This is a genomic window from Rhizobium sp. P2_G9 (assembly GCF_056403475.1).
Genome location: NZ_JBFUFK010000009.1, coordinates 58,939 through 73,374 on the forward strand (window position 1 = coordinate 58,939; position 14,436 = coordinate 73,374).

Genomic DNA, 14,436 nt, shown 5'->3' on the forward strand with positions numbered 1-14,436 from the left:
CCAAATGACCGGATGTTTGATGTGGCGGGCTTATACAGACAAATGCGGCAAAAGCAAGGGGTACCTCAATAGCCGCATTATCTTAAGGCTTAGCTGCAAGGCACGTCGCCGCTATCTTGTAGGCGTGCAATGTCTTCCCTTCATAGTTGCCGCTTTCCGGGTTCCACGCCGCCAGCACCTGTGGCTGCGAGCTGCCACAGGTGGGCGGCCTAGGCGTAACGAGCAACACGTCGCCCGTCGAACCGGCAGGCAGGGCGAGCTCCTGCTCATAATAATTCTTCGGTAAACCTTGAGGAGGCGTTGCGTAGAGCCGGAACGACCGATCGCGCAGCGTATAGAAGAGATCGGCGGCGATATCGCGATTGTCCGTGACGATCGTGTTGAGCCCAGCCTGCTTCGCCAGATCACCCGCCTTGCGGCTGACGTCGGAGCGGCCGAGGAAACGCTCCAGCGCTTCCCTGCCATTCGGCAGGACGAGATCATGAGCAAAGATCGTGGCGACCGGAAACAGCACCGAGACGATCCCGCCGATTGCCAGCGAAATCGGCAGCCCTCGCGGCCATTTGCGATCGAGCAGCCAGACGGCCAGGATCGTGCCGGCGACGTAAGCCGTCACTGCCCAGTTGGCATAGGCCTTGGCGATCAGCGCCTGTAGTGTGATCAGGAGCACGACGGGGACGGAGAGCCAGACCAGCATGTTTTCACGCGGCTCGTTCTCGTGTTTGGCCATGCGCCAGCAGGCCCAGAGCATGGCGAAGAAGATGATCGGCCCGACCACGCCGAACTGTGCCAAGAAAAATCCGACACCGCCGCCGATATGGACGCCGAGGCTGTTCCAATGGGCAATGTCCTGCGTGTGGCGAACGGTCGTGTTGTTGTGGCTGAGATTCCACCAGAGATTTGGTGCGGCAACGATGGCGGAGACGATAACGGCGATTGCCAGATCGCGCCAGCCGATCCGCGCCTCCTTGATCAGGATGAACGCGACAATGCCGCCCGGCACGAGGAACAGGATCGCATATTTCGCCAGAAAAGCACAGCCGAACGCCGCCCCCAGCAGGATCGCCAGGCCGACCGAGCGCCTCTCCGTCAATCCGAAATAGGCCCAGAGCGCGATGGCGATGAACAACAACAGGATATCGTCGGTGGAAAAGAAAACCGAAGACAGTGCCACGGCCGGCGCGGTGACGAAGATGACGCCCGTCCATCTGGCAATCGCAGGACTGACGAAACGCCGCGCCGTCGCCATCAGCACCAGCGCGGTCGCGGCGTGGAAGAGCGGGCCGGAAATGCGGATCCAAAAAATGTCGTTCGATCCGGCCGCTGCCGTCACCGCCCGGATCACCCAGGCGATCATCGGCGGCTTGGAATAATAGCCGAGATCGAGATGCTGCGACCAAAGCCAGTATTGTGCTTCGTCGACGAACAGATCCGTCGCATCGAACCTGAGGAGGACGATGCGCCAGAGCGTGATGGCGAGAATGATGAGAAGGCCGGACCGGGCAGACATCGGGAGGTTCCGCGAGATTAGGATGCGCGGACCCGATACATGAATGCGGTGGCTATGCCAACCGGCCCGTGTCTCAGGATGCGATATCGAGTTCGCCGGCCGGCTCGCGTCGACTTGCGACCTTCACCCGCGACTTGACCGGCTTGCCCGCGCGCAACGGAATTTCAGCCACCGTGCCGTCAGGAAACTCGGCGACGATCTTGCATGTGCCGCCGAGGCCGGTGACATAGCGGTCGAGTGTTTTGATCTGCACGGTCTCGATGTTGTTCTCGATCCGCGACAGCTCCGCCTGCTTAATGCCCGTCTTCTCGGCGAGTGATTTCTGCGTAACGTCCAGCGCTTTGCGAACTTCGGCGAGATGCATCTGCTCCATGATCGTCCGAGCGCCGTCCTCAATTTCGCGCCTGCGAGCCTCGGGCAGCGCAGCAATGCGCTCAGAAAATAGCTTGAAGTCAGATTCCTTATATCGCGTCATCTACCTCATCGTCCTCTCCAACCAATCCACAAATCGCCGGTCTGCTATCCGGATGAGGTTCTGATAAAACCTCTTCTGATCGATACCCTGCTTATTGCCGCCGACCAGAATGATTGCCTGCCTTTCGGGATCGAAAGCGAAGGCGAAGCGCCAAACACCCTCGTGCGAGAAGCGGATTTCTTTCATATTGCTATGCTTCGAGCCTTCCAACGTATCCACATAGGGTCTTCCGAGACCGGGGCCCTTCTCAGCAAGGACAGTTATGACCTCGAACAGTTTGTCGGCCACACCGTCATCAAGCACTTCAAGCTCCTTGGATAACTCTGGGTGTTCTCGAACGATCCATCTCACAAAATATAGGCCCTATCGGATATCTCTACAAGCCGTTATGTTGTCAATAGCCTCCCGTCGTACCACACGTCTTCATAGCCGTCAGCAATCAGGAAACGCCAGCCGGGTGGCAGTGCGAAATATCGCTCAACGGAAGGGAGCCAGTCGGGAATATGCGCGATATGGAGTGGCTTGAAACCATCGTCTTCAGTTGGAAAATCTTCTGACGCCCAGATGTACCAGCCATTCGTTCCGTTTTCAGCCGGATGCCTCAGGCCGTTCAGGGGCGGAACACCGCTGCGAACGTTGTCGCTAACGCCCACCGTTGAGCCTACGACCGGAAAATCTGGCTCAACGCTGAATCTTTTGCAAACAGCTCTCTGTTCATCCCGCATCGTCATCAGATGGCCATCGGATATTGCCGGATCACCGCCTTGATCTCCTTCATCAGTTCCGGTCCGATCTCCGCATCCTTGGCCGAAATCGCCGTTCTCAGCTGATTCATACTGGTCGCCCCGACAATCACCGCAGTCATGAATGGCCGCGTCCGCGCCCAGGCGAGCGCCATCACCGGCAAGTCGATCTGATGTCGGCGGGCGATCTCGCGATAAGCGAGCACGGCCGGCTCCTGCAGCGGCTGCAGGCGGCCGGCGAGGTCGCCGTTGATGGACGCGCGCGAGCCCGGCGGCTTGATGCCGCCAATATATTTGCCCGTCAGAATACCGGCTGCGAGCGGCGAATAGGCGAGCAACCCGATATCCTCGTGATGCGAGAGCTCGGCGAAGTCGAGATCATGCGGCCGGTAGAGCAGGTTATATTCGTTCTGCACCGAGGCGATGCGCGGCAGACCCAGCTCGTCCGACAATTTCAGGAACTGCATGGCGCCCCAGGCCGTTTCGTTCGACAGCCCGATGGCCCGGATCTTGCCGGCCTTCACCGCCTCGCCGAGCGCTTCCAGGCATTCGCGAAAATTGGCGACGATCTCGGCCTTCGGCGGATGCTTTTCCGGATGATAGTTCCAGCCCTGGCGAAAGTGGTAATGGCCGCGATTGGGCCAGTGGATCTGGTAGAGGTCGATATGATCCGTCTGCAAACGCCCAAGGCTGAGATCGAGCGCCCTGCGGACTTCGTTGCCGTCGAGCGGTACGCCACCGCGAATATGCGGCCGGCCGGGGCCGCTGGCCTTGGTGGCGAGGATGATCTTGTCGCGATTCCTCCGCGCCTTCATCCAGTTGCCGATATAGATCTCGGTCGAGCCCTGGTTCTCTTCTGTCGCAGGCGTTGTCGGATAAAGTTCAGCCGTGTCGATGAAGTTGATGCCCTGATCCACGGCATAGTCCATTTGCTCGAACGCTTCCGCTTCGCTGTTCTGACTGCCCCAGCTCATCGTGCCCAGGCAGATTTCGGAGACAAGCATGCCGGTGCGGCCAAGCGGATTGAATTTCATGGGAAAATCCTTGCAGTGCGGGAAACGGCGGCACTCTATGCCGATTTTGTTGCAGCGCAAGAGCGTCTACTGCGGCTTTCCGCCGGAAAACCCGTGGCTTTCAGCGGCCCGCGCTTGACAGGCTGGGCGATTGTGTGAATGGAGAGCAAAAACCTTGAGGGAGACATTCATGGCGGTTGCGTTCACTTTTCCCGGCCAGGGCAGCCAGGCTGTCGGCATGGGCAAGGATCTTGCCGATACCTATGCCGAAGCGCGCGCGGTGTTCGAGGAAGTGAATGACGCGCTGGGCGAAAAGCTCACCGACACGATATGGAATGGCCCCGAGGAAACGCTGACGCTGACCGCCAATGCGCAACCGGCGCTGATGGCCGTGTCGATCGCGGCGATCCGCGTGCTCGAAACGCGCGGCCTGAACCTCAAGGACAAAGTCTCTTACGTCGCCGGCCATTCGCTGGGTGAATATTCGGCGCTCTGCGCGGCCGGCAGCCTCTCGCTCTCCGATACTGCGCGCCTCCTGCGCATCCGCGGCAATGCCATGCAGGCGGCCGTGCCGCCGGGCAAGGGCGGCATGGCGGCGATCCTTGGCCTCGACCACGCCGGTGTCGAAGATGCTTGTGCCGGTGCGTCGACCGCCGAAGGCAGCTGTCAGATCGCCAATGACAATGGCGGTGGCCAGATCGTCATTTCGGGTGAAAAGGCAGCGGTCGACCGCGCCTGCGCATTGGCGACGGACAGGGGCGCCAAGCGGGCTATCCTGCTGCCGGTTTCCGCACCATTCCATTCGACACTGATGGCGCCGGCGGCCGAAGCGATGCGCGAAGCACTGTCACATGTCGGCGTCAAGAATCCCGTCGTGCCGCTGATCGCCAATGTCCGTGCCGCACCTGTGACGGACGCGGCCGAAATCGTATCGCTGCTCGTCGAGCAGGTCACGGGCCAGGTGCGCTGGCGCGAGACGGTGGAATGGTTCGCCAGCAACAGCGTCACAGCGCTCTACGAGATCGGCGCCGGCAAGGTTCTGACGGGCCTAGCGCGCCGTATCGACAAAAACGTCACCGGTATTGCGGTCAATGGCTCCGCCGATATCGACGCCGCGCTGGCTACATTGAATGCATGACATCCCACCGATGGATTTGATCAAGACAAGGATATGAGCATGTTTGATCTGACCGGCCGCAAGGCACTTGTCACAGGTGCTTCCGGAGGCATCGGCGAGGAGATCGCCCGCGCTTTGCATAAGCAGGGCGCTACGGTCGGCCTGCATGGCACGCGCCGCGAGAAGCTCGACGCGCTTGCCGCCGAGCTTGGTGACCGTACTTATGTCTTCACGGCCGACATAACCGATCGCGCCGCGCTCAAGACGCTGGCGCAGGATGTCGAAAGCACGCTGGGCGGCGTCGATATCCTGGTCAACAATGCCGGCATCACCCGCGACGGTCTGATGATGCGCATGAGCGACGAGGACTGGGACGCGGTCATCAACATCAATCTCAATGCCGCCTTCCTGCTGACGCGCGAATTCGTCTCGCCGATGCTCAAGCGCCGCTATGGCCGCATCGTCAACATCTCCTCGGTGGTCGGCACGACGGGCAATGCGGGTCAGGCCAATTACGTCGCTTCCAAGGCCGGCATGGAAGGCTTTACCAAGGCGCTCGCCGCCGAAGTCGCCACCCGCAACATAACCGCCAATTGCGTTTCCCCCGGCTTCATCGAATCGGCAATGACGGAGAAGCTCAACGACAAGCAACGCGAAGGCCTGCTGGTGAAGATTCCTGCCAAACGCATGGGAACGGCGTCGGAAGTCGCCGCGGCGGTCGCCTTCCTCGCCTCGTCGGAGGCGTCCTACATCACGGGGCTTACGCTGCATGTAAACGGCGGCATGGCCATGCTTTGACGATTTGCGGTTGGTTTCGGGGGGGTCTGTATGCCCTCGGGCCAGCCGCGAAAACCATGGGCCGAACCCGTTGGAATTCGGTGTTGAACACCCGGGAACGGCTCATTTTCTGGCTTTGCGTGGGCAATAAACCATGTTAAGCCGCAAGTGACTGAGAGCAGTCGTTTGCTCGCCTGATGCATGATTAAAATCGGTTTAGACTGGATTTTGGCATTGGCAGGCGATAAACGGAACCGCCGCTGGCTCGCCTCAGGGGGGAAGCGGTCAAATATAACGGTAGCGCCATCAGGGCGCCATGAAGGACGAAGGTCGAGGAACCTGCTATGAGCGATGTCGCAGAACGCGTGAAGAAGATTGTCATTGACCACCTCGGCGTTGAAGCCGACAAGGTGACCGAGAGCGCCAGCTTTATCGATGATCTGGGTGCGGATTCTCTTGACACCGTCGAACTCGTCATGGCCTTCGAAGAAGAATTCGGCGTGGAGATTCCGGACGATGCCGCCGACTCCATTCTCACTGTCGGCGATGCGGTGAAGTTCATCGAAAAGGCCCAAGCCTGATCTTGACGTATCCATTGCAGCCGGGCGGGAAACGATCCCGTCCGGCTGTTCTCTAACTGCGAACTGCATAACTACGACTGCACGGTAGAATGCGTAAGGGTGGAGGTGGGCCATGAGACGTGTTGTCATCACGGGCATTGGCATGGTGACCCCGCTTGGCTGTGGCGCGGAAGTCACCTGGGCGAATTTGCTGGCGAGCAAGAACGGCGCCCGCAGAGTGACGGAGTTCGAGGTCGAAGACCTGCCGGCCAAGATCGCCTGCCGGATTCCGTTCGGCGACGGCAGCAACGGCACATATAATCCCGACGACTGGATGGAACCCAAAGAGCAGCGCAAGGTCGATGCCTTCATCGTCTATGCGATGGCAGCGGCCACCATGGCGCTCGGCGACGCCGATTGGCATCCGCAAACCGATGAGGATCAGATCGCCACCGGCGTGCTGATCGGCTCCGGCATCGGCGGCATCGAAGGCATTGTCGACGCCGGCTATACATTGCGTGACAAGGGGCCGCGGCGCGTGTCGCCCTTCTTCATCCCAGGCCGTCTGATCAATCTCGCTTCCGGCCAGGTGTCGATCCGCCACAAGTTGCGCGGACCCAACCATGCCGTCGTCACGGCCTGTTCGACCGGCGCGCATGCAATCGGTGACGCCTCACGCCTCATCGGGCTGGGCGATGCCGATGTGATGGTCGCAGGTGGCACGGAATCGCCGGTCAGCCGCATCTCGCTAGCAGGTTTTGCTGCCTGCAAGGCGCTGTCGACCGATTTCAACGACGAACCCCAGCGCGCTTCGCGTCCCTATGACAGGGACCGCGACGGCTTTGTCATGGGCGAGGGCGCCGGTGTCGTCGTGCTCGAAGAACTCGAACACGCCAAGGCGCGCGGCGCCAAGATTTATGCCGAGGTGGTCGGCTATGGCCTCTCGGGTGATGCCTATCACATCACGGCGCCATCGGAGAACGGCGAGGGCGCGGAGCGCTGCATGCGCATGGCGCTGAAACGCGCCGGTCTCGAAGCGTCCGATATCGATTATATCAACGCCCACGGCACGTCGACCATGGCCGACACGATCGAGCTTGGTGCCGTCGAACGGCTGCTCGGCAACCATGCCGCCAATGTATCGATGTCCTCGACCAAATCCGCCACCGGTCACCTTCTGGGCGCGGCTGGCGCGATCGAGGCAATCTTTGCCACGCTTGCGATCCGTGACAATGCCGTGCCGCCGACGCTCAACCTCGATAATCCGGAAGTTGAGACGCCGATCGATCTGGTTCCGAAGGTGGCGCGCAAGCGCAAAGTCGATGTGGCGCTGTCGAATTCCTTTGGTTTCGGCGGCACCAATGCGTCATTGGTGTTGAAACGTTATGTGAATTGATGATGATCGGCCGCGGGATTGGACCCGCGGCCTCTTCCAGTTTCTGCCGCAATGCGATTTTATGACGCGCGGTAAGAATTCGATATTTGAGGGTTTCCGTGACCGATCCAAACCAAGCCAATGATGGTCAGTTCGGGCGCGCTGCCGGCGAAAATGGCCGGTTGTTGCCGAAATCTCCACGGGAAGCCTTGAGACCGGAAAGGGTGCCGTCGCCGCCGCGTCGTTCGCGCGAGGCCCGCAGCCAATTGGTCATTTTCCTGAATTTCGTCATGAGCATGGTGACGCTGGTGACGATCGGCGCCGTGGCGCTCGTCTACTACGCCTTCCATGAATACCAGGCGCCGGGGCCGCTCGACGCCGATACGACCTTCATGGTCCGCGAGGGCGCCGGCATCAAGGAGATCGGTACCGGCCTTGAACGCAAGGGCATTGTCAGCCAGGCACGGATCTTCAACGGTGTCAGCCAGTTTCTGCTGGATAACAGGGCGCTCAGGCATGGCGAATATGAGATCAAGGCGCATGCCTCGATGCTCGATATCATGGAACTCTTGAAGTCCGGCAAGTCGATCCAATATGCCGTGACCCTGCCCGAAGGCCTGACGGTCAAGCAGATGTTCAAGAAGATCGCGGATGATCCGGTGCTCGAGGGTGACCTGCCGGTCGATCTGCCGCCGGAAGGCAGCCTCTTCCCGGATACCTACAAGTTCACGCGCGGCTATCGGCGCGCTGCGATCGTCGAACAGATGAAGGCCGCACAGGCGAAAATCCTCGACGAGGTCTGGGCCAAGCGTGACAAGGACCTGCCGATCGAAACGAAGGAAGACCTGCTGATCCTCGCCTCGATCGTCGAGAAGGAAACCGGCAAGGCCGACGAGCGGCCGCAGGTCGCCTCCGTGTTCCTCAACCGTCTCAAGAAGGGCATGCGCCTGCAATCCGATCCGACGATCATCTACGGGCTCTATGGCGGCGACGGCAAACCCGTCGACGCGGCGATCCTGAAATCGGAGATCAGCAAGGAGACGCCCTACAACACCTATGTGATCAAGGGCCTGCCGCCGACACCGATAGCCAATCCTGGCCGCGCAGCGCTTGAAGCCGTCGCCAACCCCTCGCATACCACCTACCTCTACTTCGTCGCCGACGGTACGGGCGGGCACGTTTTCGCCTCGACGCTCGAGGAACACAATGAGAACGTCAAGCGTTACCGAAAAATGAAGGCCGACGACGGTTCCACGACCGACGACAACAGCACCGACACCGATACCGAGACACCTCAGAATTAGCGGCCTGATCAGGCGCGCCGGAGACAGGAAAGCATGGCACTACAGTCCATGACCGGATTTGCCCGGTTGGACGGCCAAAGCGGCCGTTATCAATGGGCTTGGGAATTGCGTTCGGTCAATGGCAAGGGGCTGGATATCCGGCTCAGGCTTCCGGGCGGCTTCGAGCGATTGGAAGTCGAGGCAAGGCGGATCATCGGCCAGCATTTCGCCCGTGGCAATATCCAGGCGACCCTGAATATACAGACCGGCGAGGCGCGCGTGCAGGCCGAGATCAATCAGGCCGCGCTCGACGCGGTTCTGGGGCTGCGCGAGAAGCTCGCAGGCGCGATCGACCCCGCACCGGTCCGCCTGGACACATTGCTCAACCTGCGCGGTATCGTCGACTTCCGTGACGTCGATGACGATCCGGCAGCGACCGAAGCGCTTGATCAGGAAATCATGCGGGGCCTCGAAACCGTGGCGGCGGCAATGCGCCGGATGCGCGAGGCGGAAGGCATGGCACTCGACGCCGTGCTTCGCTCGCAGGTCGATGCGATCGAGCGGCTGACCGCGATCGTCGAAAAAGATCCGTCGCGTTCGCCGGCCGAAATCCGCGCCCGGCTTGCCGCACAGGTCGCCTCGCTGATGGACATTGTGTCCGGCCTCGACCAAGACCGGTTGCACACTGAAGTTGCGTTGCTCGCCACCCGCGCCGATATCCGCGAAGAGATCGACCGGCTGACGGCGCATGTGGTCGCGGCGCGGGAGTTGTTGGCCAAGGGCGGGCCGGTCGGCCGCAAGCTCGATTTCCTGGCGCAAGAATTCAATCGCGAATCGAACACGATCTGTTCTAAATCCAACAGTGCAGCGGTCACCGCGGCAGGCATTGAATTGAAAGTGGTGATCGACCAGTTTCGGGAACAGGTCCAAAATCTGGAATAGGGCCAAAATCTGGAGTAGGGGATGGGCAAACCGCAGGGGAACGCCGTGACGATTGCGCGTCGCGGCCTGATGCTGGTCATTTCATCGCCATCCGGCGCCGGCAAATCGACAATTGCTCGCAATATCCTCGAAGCCGACCAGTCCATGCGGCTGTCGGTGAGCGTCACCACCCGCCAGAGGCGGCCGAGCGAGATCGAGGGCGTGCATTACCATTTTGTCTCGCTCAAGGAGTTCGAGCGCCTGCGGTCGAGCGATTCCCTGCTCGAATGGGCCGAGGTGCACGGCAATTTCTATGGCACGCCGCGCGAGCCGGCGGAGAACGCCATGGCGGCCGGCGAAGACATGTTGTTCGACATCGACTGGCAGGGCGCGCAGCAATTGCAGGAAAAAATGCCGGCAGATGTCGTCTCGGTCTTCATCCTGCCGCCGACCATGGCGGAACTGCAGGCCCGCCTCAACCGCCGCGCCGAAGATTCGGCCGCGGTGATCGCCACGCGGCTTACCAATGCCCGCGCCGAGATCGCCCATTGGCGGGAATATGACTATGTGGTGGTCAACGACGACCTCAACCGCGCCTTTGGCGCCGTCCGCGCCATCGTCGAGGCTGAACGCCTCAGGCGCGACCGGCGGTATGGGCTGTTCGATTTTGTCAATACGTTGATGGAATAAGCGAATAGTTATTTGCGAATAGCGAATAGACGGGCAGCGCCAGCTATTCGCTATTCGCTATTCGCTATTCGCTTTCGAAACCTCCATAGCAATCTTTTAGGATTTCCAAAGCGACCTTAAGAAGCATTTAGGATGCGTCGTCGCTGCGCTCCGCCTAGAAGCCTCCTCGATCCGGAACACTCCGCTCATCCGGCAACTCCAATCGAGGAACCAGAAAATGCCCCATATTTCTCCGCTCGATACCCCCGATCTCAACGGCCGTTGGGATATCTATGGCTCGATCCACAAGGGCCTGCGCAAGGCGCAACTCGAAATGCTGATGCGCATTGGCAGCAGCGATTTCGGCAATCCCGAAACCGTTGCTTCCATTCTCGCCGACATGCGGCTGGTCATGATGCTCGGCGCCTCGCATCTCAAGCATGAGAACGACCATATCCATCGCGCCATGGAGGCCAAGGCGCAGGCAGAGGTGGATCGTCTCGAGGATCAGCACGACAGCCATGAGCGCGACTTCGCCGAGCTCGAAGAACTGCTGAGCGTGATCGAGACTGCAGACAACCGGGCGCGCAAGGCGCTCGGTCGCCGGCTCTATCTCGGCTTCAGCGCCTTCATCGCCCACGACCTCGAACACATGCACGAGGAAGAGACCGTCGCCAACCCGACGCTGCATTCGATGTTTACCGACACGGAACTCGAAGACATCGAGATGCAGATCGTTGCGACACTAACGCCGGAAAAGGCGATTGCCTATATGCGGCTGATGATCCCCGCCTCCAATCCCGACGAGCGAGCCAATCTGCTCGGCGGCATGAAGGCCGCCGCCCCGCCGGAAGCTTTCAGCGCAGTGATCGATCTCGCTGCCCGACCGACTCTGAGTGCTGCTGAATTCGCCGAGCTTTCGCGCCGCATCGGACTGGATGGGTAAGCCATGGCCATTTGCAATCCCCATCGCTGCCCCAACAGGGACAACTGTCCAAGGTTGGTGCTCAGCCGAGCTTTCGGCGACCTGATACCTCCATCGATACCGGAAAAGCCGCAAGGCTGCCCAGTCGCCCTTCTTCCACGTCCGACCTGCGTGACAGTCTCGGCGGGTGTCGAATGGCTCGGTTCCGTGGTCCGCTAGAGCAGCTGGCGGCTGAAATCATGCGCCTGTCAGGACTTCTGTATCACGGCTTGTCTGCGACCGGGCAAGGTCATCGCCGCGACACCGGCGATGACACAGGCAAGGCCGATCCAGGCGGTTTGCGAAACGGTCTCTCCGAGGAGCACCACGCCGATGCCAACCCCGATCGGCACGCGAAGATAGGCCTGTGAAGTGGTGCCGACCGAGCCGAGCGTCTGTATCAGCCGGAAGAAAATCGCGAATGCGAGCGCGGTCGAGAAGACCGACAGACCGAGCAAGGCAAGCAGAGAATCCGTCGACGGCGACAATGTCCATGGCCTATCGACAAGCAGGCTGACGGGCACCAGGATGATCGCGCCGGAGATCATCGACCCTGCGGCCGGCATCATCGGATCGAGGCCTTTGAAGTTCTTGCCGAATATCGCGGCACCACCATAGGCGAGGCTGGCAAGAAGAATCGCCAGCTGCGACCAGAGATCGCGCCCGACGCCTTCGAGCGCTTCCACGCCGATGATGAGGCAGATGCCGGTCAAGCCGGCTGCGACGCCGAACATCTTGCGCCCGGTCACTGGTTCATGTCGGGTGATCAACACGGTCAGCAGGAAGGTGAAGATCGGCGTGGTCGAATTCAGGATCGTGGCAAGGCCGGCATCGACCGTCTGTTCCGCCCATGCGATCAGTGTGAAGGGGACGACGCTGTTGAGGCAGGCCTGCAGCAGAAAACGCCGCCAGACAGCCGGATCGCGCGGCAATGCAAGGCCTCTGAGCCGCAGCATGCCGATCAGGATCGAGCCGGCAATCAGCGTACGCGCGGCAATGAAGGTCACCGGCGGAATGGCTTCGACGCCGATCTTGATGAACGTGTAGGAGGCGCCCCACAGCGTCGAGAGCGTCAGCAGGAGTACGAGGTCTCCGGTCATGGAAGACTTGAGGGGCTTCATTTCGACTCGCATCGGGATTGCGCCAGAACGCTTCTATACGAAAACCAGCATCGATGCTGTGTCCGTCAGCTCAGGAGATTTGCGATCCGGCAAAATTCCGCGACGGTCAGCGTTTCGGCCCGTCGTGCCGGGTCGATGTCGGCACGCTGCAGCAGAGGTTCGCCGCCCAACGGTTTGAGGCTCTGCCTGAGCATCTTGCGGCGCTGGCCGAAAGCGGCGGCCGTCACGCGCTCCAGCTTGGCGAGATCACAGGGCAGGGGATTGGCACGCGGCTCGAGATGCACCACCGTCGAGGTTACCTTCGGCGGCGGCGTAAACGCCTGCGGCGACAGGTCGAACATCATCTCGGCATGCGTCAGCCAGCCGCAGAGCACGCCGAGCCGGCCGTAATGGTCGTCATCTGCCTGAGCGACGATCCGTTCGCCGACCTCTTTCTGGAACATCAGCGTCAGCGATTGCCAGAACGGCGGCCACGGCACCGTCAGCCAGTTCACCAGCAATTGCGTGCCGATATTGTATGGCAGATTGGCGACGATCTTCAGCGGCTCGCCATCGCGCTTGAACTGCGAAAGGTCAATGTCCAGCGCATCGCCTTCGATCACCGTCAGCCGGCCGGGATAATGCACGCCGACTTCCGCCAGAGCCGGCACGGCGCGGCGGTCACGCTCGATGGCGACGACATGCTTGGCGCCGAGCGCCAAAAGCGCTCGCGTCAGCCCGCCGGGGCCAGGACCGATCTCGACCACCGTCGCGTCGTCGATCTTGCCCGCCGTGCGCGCGACTTTCTGGGTGATATTGAGATCTAGCAGGAAATTCTGGCCGAGCGATTTCAGTGCGTCCAGGCCATGTTTGGCGATGACCTCGCGCAGCGGCGGCAGGCCGTCAAGCGCGGGCATCGGCGGAACTCTTCTCGGCCATGTCGGCCGCCATCTTCAGCGCAGCGATCAGGCTCGATGGCCTCGCCTTGCCGGTGCCGGCGAGCGAGAAGGCGGTGCCGTGGTCGGGCGAGGTGCGAATGAAGGGCAGACCGAGCGTGACGTTGACCGCATCGTCGAAGCCCAGCGCCTTGGCGGGGATCAGCGCCTGGTCATGATACATGCAGATCGCCACGTCGTAGGTTGCACGCGCCGTCGCATGGAACATGGTGTCCGCCGGCAGTGGCCCGACCACGTCGATGCCGTCGGCGCGTAGCCGCGCGATCGCCGGCGCCACGACGGCGTCGTCCTCGAGACCGAGCGCACCGTTCTCGCCGGCATGCGGATTGAGGCCGGAGACGGCGAGCCGCGGTGCTGAAAGCCCGAAGCGTGCCCTCATATCATGGGCGACGATGCGGCCGGTCTGGTAGATCAGGTCCTCGGTCAGCGCCGACGGCACGTCCTTGAGCGGAATATGGATGGTGACCGGCACGGTGCGGAGCGCGGGGCCGGCAATCATCATCACCGGAATGACGTTGCGACCGAACGCCCTGGCACCGAGATCGGCGAGGAATTCGGTATGGCCCGGAAAGCGGAAACCCGATTGGTAGAGGACGGACTTGGCAATCGGATTGGTCACCACCGCGGAGGCCTGGCCAGAAATTGTCAGTTCCACAGCGGTTTCGATCGCGCGGATCGTGCCTGTCGCCGTCGCAGGATCGGGGCTGCCGGCGCCAACCGGCGCACCGGCGGCGACAGGAAGGCAAGGCAGGGCTTGGTCGAAAGCCGCACTGGCGCTGTCGGTCTCCTCAATCGGTATTTCCAGACCGAGGCGTGCTGCGCGGGCGCGTAACACGTTCGGATCGCCGATATAGAGGAATGGTGGCACACCGTGATCACGGCGCAATGCCCAGGCCAGGAGTGTGATATCTGGCCCTATACCGGCGGGGTCTCCCTGCGACAAGGCCAGCAATGCACCATCGCCTCTGCCCAT

Annotated in this window: 16 protein-coding genes; 8 read left to right on the top strand and 8 right to left on the bottom strand. The window is 61.1% G+C overall.

Annotation, left to right across the window (positions count from 1 at the left end):
• Nucleotides 1-82: 82 nt before the first annotated feature.
• The 5 genes from AC1DYF_RS09465 to AC1DYF_RS09485 form a co-directional block, all read right to left on the bottom strand.
• The gene (locus AC1DYF_RS09465; RefSeq protein WP_477876460.1) at nucleotides 83-1,510 is read right to left on the bottom strand and encodes an ArnT family glycosyltransferase; all 1,428 of its coding nucleotides are present in this window, start codon (nucleotides 1,508-1,510) and stop codon (nucleotides 83-85) included.
• Between the two features lie 73 nt (nucleotides 1,511-1,583).
• On the bottom strand, nucleotides 1,584-1,985 hold the full coding sequence (locus AC1DYF_RS09470; RefSeq protein WP_477876461.1) for a helix-turn-helix domain-containing protein: 402 nt from the start codon (nucleotides 1,983-1,985) through the stop codon (nucleotides 1,584-1,586).
• A complete protein-coding gene (locus AC1DYF_RS09475) occupies nucleotides 1,986-2,288 on the bottom strand; it encodes a type II toxin-antitoxin system RelE/ParE family toxin (protein WP_477876462.1) in 303 nt (100 codons plus the stop codon).
• An 83-nt stretch (nucleotides 2,289-2,371) separates the two neighbouring features.
• The gene (locus tag AC1DYF_RS09480; RefSeq protein WP_477876463.1) at nucleotides 2,372-2,716 is read right to left on the bottom strand and encodes an immunity protein Imm33 domain-containing protein; all 345 of its coding nucleotides are present in this window, start codon (nucleotides 2,714-2,716) and stop codon (nucleotides 2,372-2,374) included.
• Nucleotides 2,716-3,762: an aldo/keto reductase gene (locus tag AC1DYF_RS09485; protein WP_477876464.1), complete on the bottom strand. Its 1,047-nt coding sequence runs from the start codon at nucleotides 3,760-3,762 to the stop codon at nucleotides 2,716-2,718. The genes AC1DYF_RS09480 and AC1DYF_RS09485 overlap by 1 nt, the downstream gene beginning before the upstream one ends.
• 169 nt (nucleotides 3,763-3,931) lie before the next feature.
• Here AC1DYF_RS09485 and fabD point away from each other — a divergent pair, with 169 nt between their 5' ends.
• The 8 genes from fabD to AC1DYF_RS09525 all read left to right on the top strand — a co-directional run bounded on the left by fabD (nucleotide 3,932) and on the right by AC1DYF_RS09525 (nucleotide 11,389).
• Nucleotides 3,932-4,879 carry an ACP S-malonyltransferase gene (fabD, locus tag AC1DYF_RS09490; protein ID WP_477876465.1) on the top strand — a complete coding sequence of 316 codons (948 nt, stop codon included), beginning with the start codon at nucleotides 3,932-3,934 and terminating at the stop codon, nucleotides 4,877-4,879.
• A 39-nt stretch (nucleotides 4,880-4,918) separates the two neighbouring features.
• On the top strand, nucleotides 4,919-5,656 hold the full coding sequence (gene fabG / locus AC1DYF_RS09495; protein ID WP_477876466.1) for a 3-oxoacyl-[acyl-carrier-protein] reductase: 738 nt from the start codon (nucleotides 4,919-4,921) through the stop codon (nucleotides 5,654-5,656).
• A gap of 323 nt (nucleotides 5,657-5,979) precedes the next feature.
• Nucleotides 5,980-6,216: an acyl carrier protein gene (locus AC1DYF_RS09500; protein ID WP_477876467.1), complete on the top strand. Its 237-nt coding sequence runs from the start codon at nucleotides 5,980-5,982 to the stop codon at nucleotides 6,214-6,216.
• Nucleotides 6,217-6,328: 112 nt separating this feature from the next.
• The gene (gene fabF / locus AC1DYF_RS09505; RefSeq protein ID WP_477876468.1) at nucleotides 6,329-7,591 is read left to right on the top strand and encodes a beta-ketoacyl-ACP synthase II; all 1,263 of its coding nucleotides are present in this window, start codon (nucleotides 6,329-6,331) and stop codon (nucleotides 7,589-7,591) included.
• A gap of 98 nt (nucleotides 7,592-7,689) precedes the next feature.
• A complete protein-coding gene (gene mltG, locus AC1DYF_RS09510; RefSeq protein ID WP_477876469.1) occupies nucleotides 7,690-8,874 on the top strand; it encodes an endolytic transglycosylase MltG in 1,185 nt (394 codons plus the stop codon).
• Between the two features lie 33 nt (nucleotides 8,875-8,907).
• Nucleotides 8,908-9,795, top strand: coding sequence for a YicC/YloC family endoribonuclease (locus AC1DYF_RS09515; protein ID WP_477876470.1), 888 nt, complete (start codon nucleotides 8,908-8,910; stop codon nucleotides 9,793-9,795).
• Between the two features lie 21 nt (nucleotides 9,796-9,816).
• The gene (gmk, locus tag AC1DYF_RS09520; protein WP_477876471.1) at nucleotides 9,817-10,464 is read left to right on the top strand and encodes a guanylate kinase; all 648 of its coding nucleotides are present in this window, start codon (nucleotides 9,817-9,819) and stop codon (nucleotides 10,462-10,464) included.
• A gap of 217 nt (nucleotides 10,465-10,681) precedes the next feature.
• The gene (locus tag AC1DYF_RS09525) at nucleotides 10,682-11,389 is read left to right on the top strand and encodes a hemerythrin domain-containing protein (RefSeq protein ID WP_477876472.1); all 708 of its coding nucleotides are present in this window, start codon (nucleotides 10,682-10,684) and stop codon (nucleotides 11,387-11,389) included.
• A 227-nt stretch (nucleotides 11,390-11,616) separates the two neighbouring features.
• Here the strand turns inward: AC1DYF_RS09525 and AC1DYF_RS09530 are convergent, their stop codons facing one another.
• The 3 genes from AC1DYF_RS09530 to pdxA form a co-directional block, all read right to left on the bottom strand.
• Entirely contained in the window at nucleotides 11,617-12,528 is a 912-nt protein-coding gene (locus tag AC1DYF_RS09530) for a DMT family transporter (protein ID WP_477876473.1), read from the bottom strand.
• Nucleotides 12,529-12,593: 65 nt separating this feature from the next.
• Nucleotides 12,594-13,424: a 16S rRNA (adenine(1518)-N(6)/adenine(1519)-N(6))-dimethyltransferase RsmA gene (rsmA, locus tag AC1DYF_RS09535; RefSeq protein WP_477876474.1), complete on the bottom strand. Its 831-nt coding sequence runs from the start codon at nucleotides 13,422-13,424 to the stop codon at nucleotides 12,594-12,596.
• Entirely contained in the window at nucleotides 13,411-14,436 is a 1,026-nt protein-coding gene (pdxA, locus tag AC1DYF_RS09540; RefSeq protein WP_477876475.1) for a 4-hydroxythreonine-4-phosphate dehydrogenase PdxA, read from the bottom strand. The genes rsmA and pdxA overlap by 14 nt, the downstream gene beginning before the upstream one ends.

Bases quoted from the DNA above. Each gene is read 5' to 3' on its own strand.
- AC1DYF_RS09465 (WP_477876460.1), bottom strand. From the start codon at position 1,510: ATGTCTGCCCGGTCCGGCCTTCTCATCATTCTCGCCATCACGCTCTGG.
- AC1DYF_RS09470 (WP_477876461.1), bottom strand. From the start codon at position 1,985: ATGACGCGATATAAGGAATCTGACTTCAAGCTATTTTCTGAGCGCATT.
- AC1DYF_RS09480 (WP_477876463.1), bottom strand. From the start codon at position 2,716: ATGACGATGCGGGATGAACAGAGAGCTGTTTGCAAAAGATTCAGCGTT.
- AC1DYF_RS09485 (WP_477876464.1), bottom strand. From the start codon at position 3,762: ATGAAATTCAATCCGCTTGGCCGCACCGGCATGCTTGTCTCCGAAATC.
- fabD (WP_477876465.1), top strand. From the start codon at position 3,932: ATGGCGGTTGCGTTCACTTTTCCCGGCCAGGGCAGCCAGGCTGTCGGC.
- fabG (WP_477876466.1), top strand. From the start codon at position 4,919: ATGTTTGATCTGACCGGCCGCAAGGCACTTGTCACAGGTGCTTCCGGA.
- AC1DYF_RS09500 (WP_477876467.1), top strand. From the start codon at position 5,980: ATGAGCGATGTCGCAGAACGCGTGAAGAAGATTGTCATTGACCACCTC.
- fabF (WP_477876468.1), top strand. From the start codon at position 6,329: ATGAGACGTGTTGTCATCACGGGCATTGGCATGGTGACCCCGCTTGGC.
- AC1DYF_RS09515 (WP_477876470.1), top strand. From the start codon at position 8,908: ATGGCACTACAGTCCATGACCGGATTTGCCCGGTTGGACGGCCAAAGC.
- gmk (WP_477876471.1), top strand. From the start codon at position 9,817: ATGGGCAAACCGCAGGGGAACGCCGTGACGATTGCGCGTCGCGGCCTG.
- AC1DYF_RS09525 (WP_477876472.1), top strand. From the start codon at position 10,682: ATGCCCCATATTTCTCCGCTCGATACCCCCGATCTCAACGGCCGTTGG.
- AC1DYF_RS09530 (WP_477876473.1), bottom strand. From the start codon at position 12,528: ATGAAGCCCCTCAAGTCTTCCATGACCGGAGACCTCGTACTCCTGCTG.
- rsmA (WP_477876474.1), bottom strand. From the start codon at position 13,424: ATGCCCGCGCTTGACGGCCTGCCGCCGCTGCGCGAGGTCATCGCCAAA.
- pdxA (WP_477876475.1), bottom strand. From the start codon at position 14,436: ATGGGCAGAGGCGATGGTGCATTGCTGGCCTTGTCGCAGGGAGACCCC.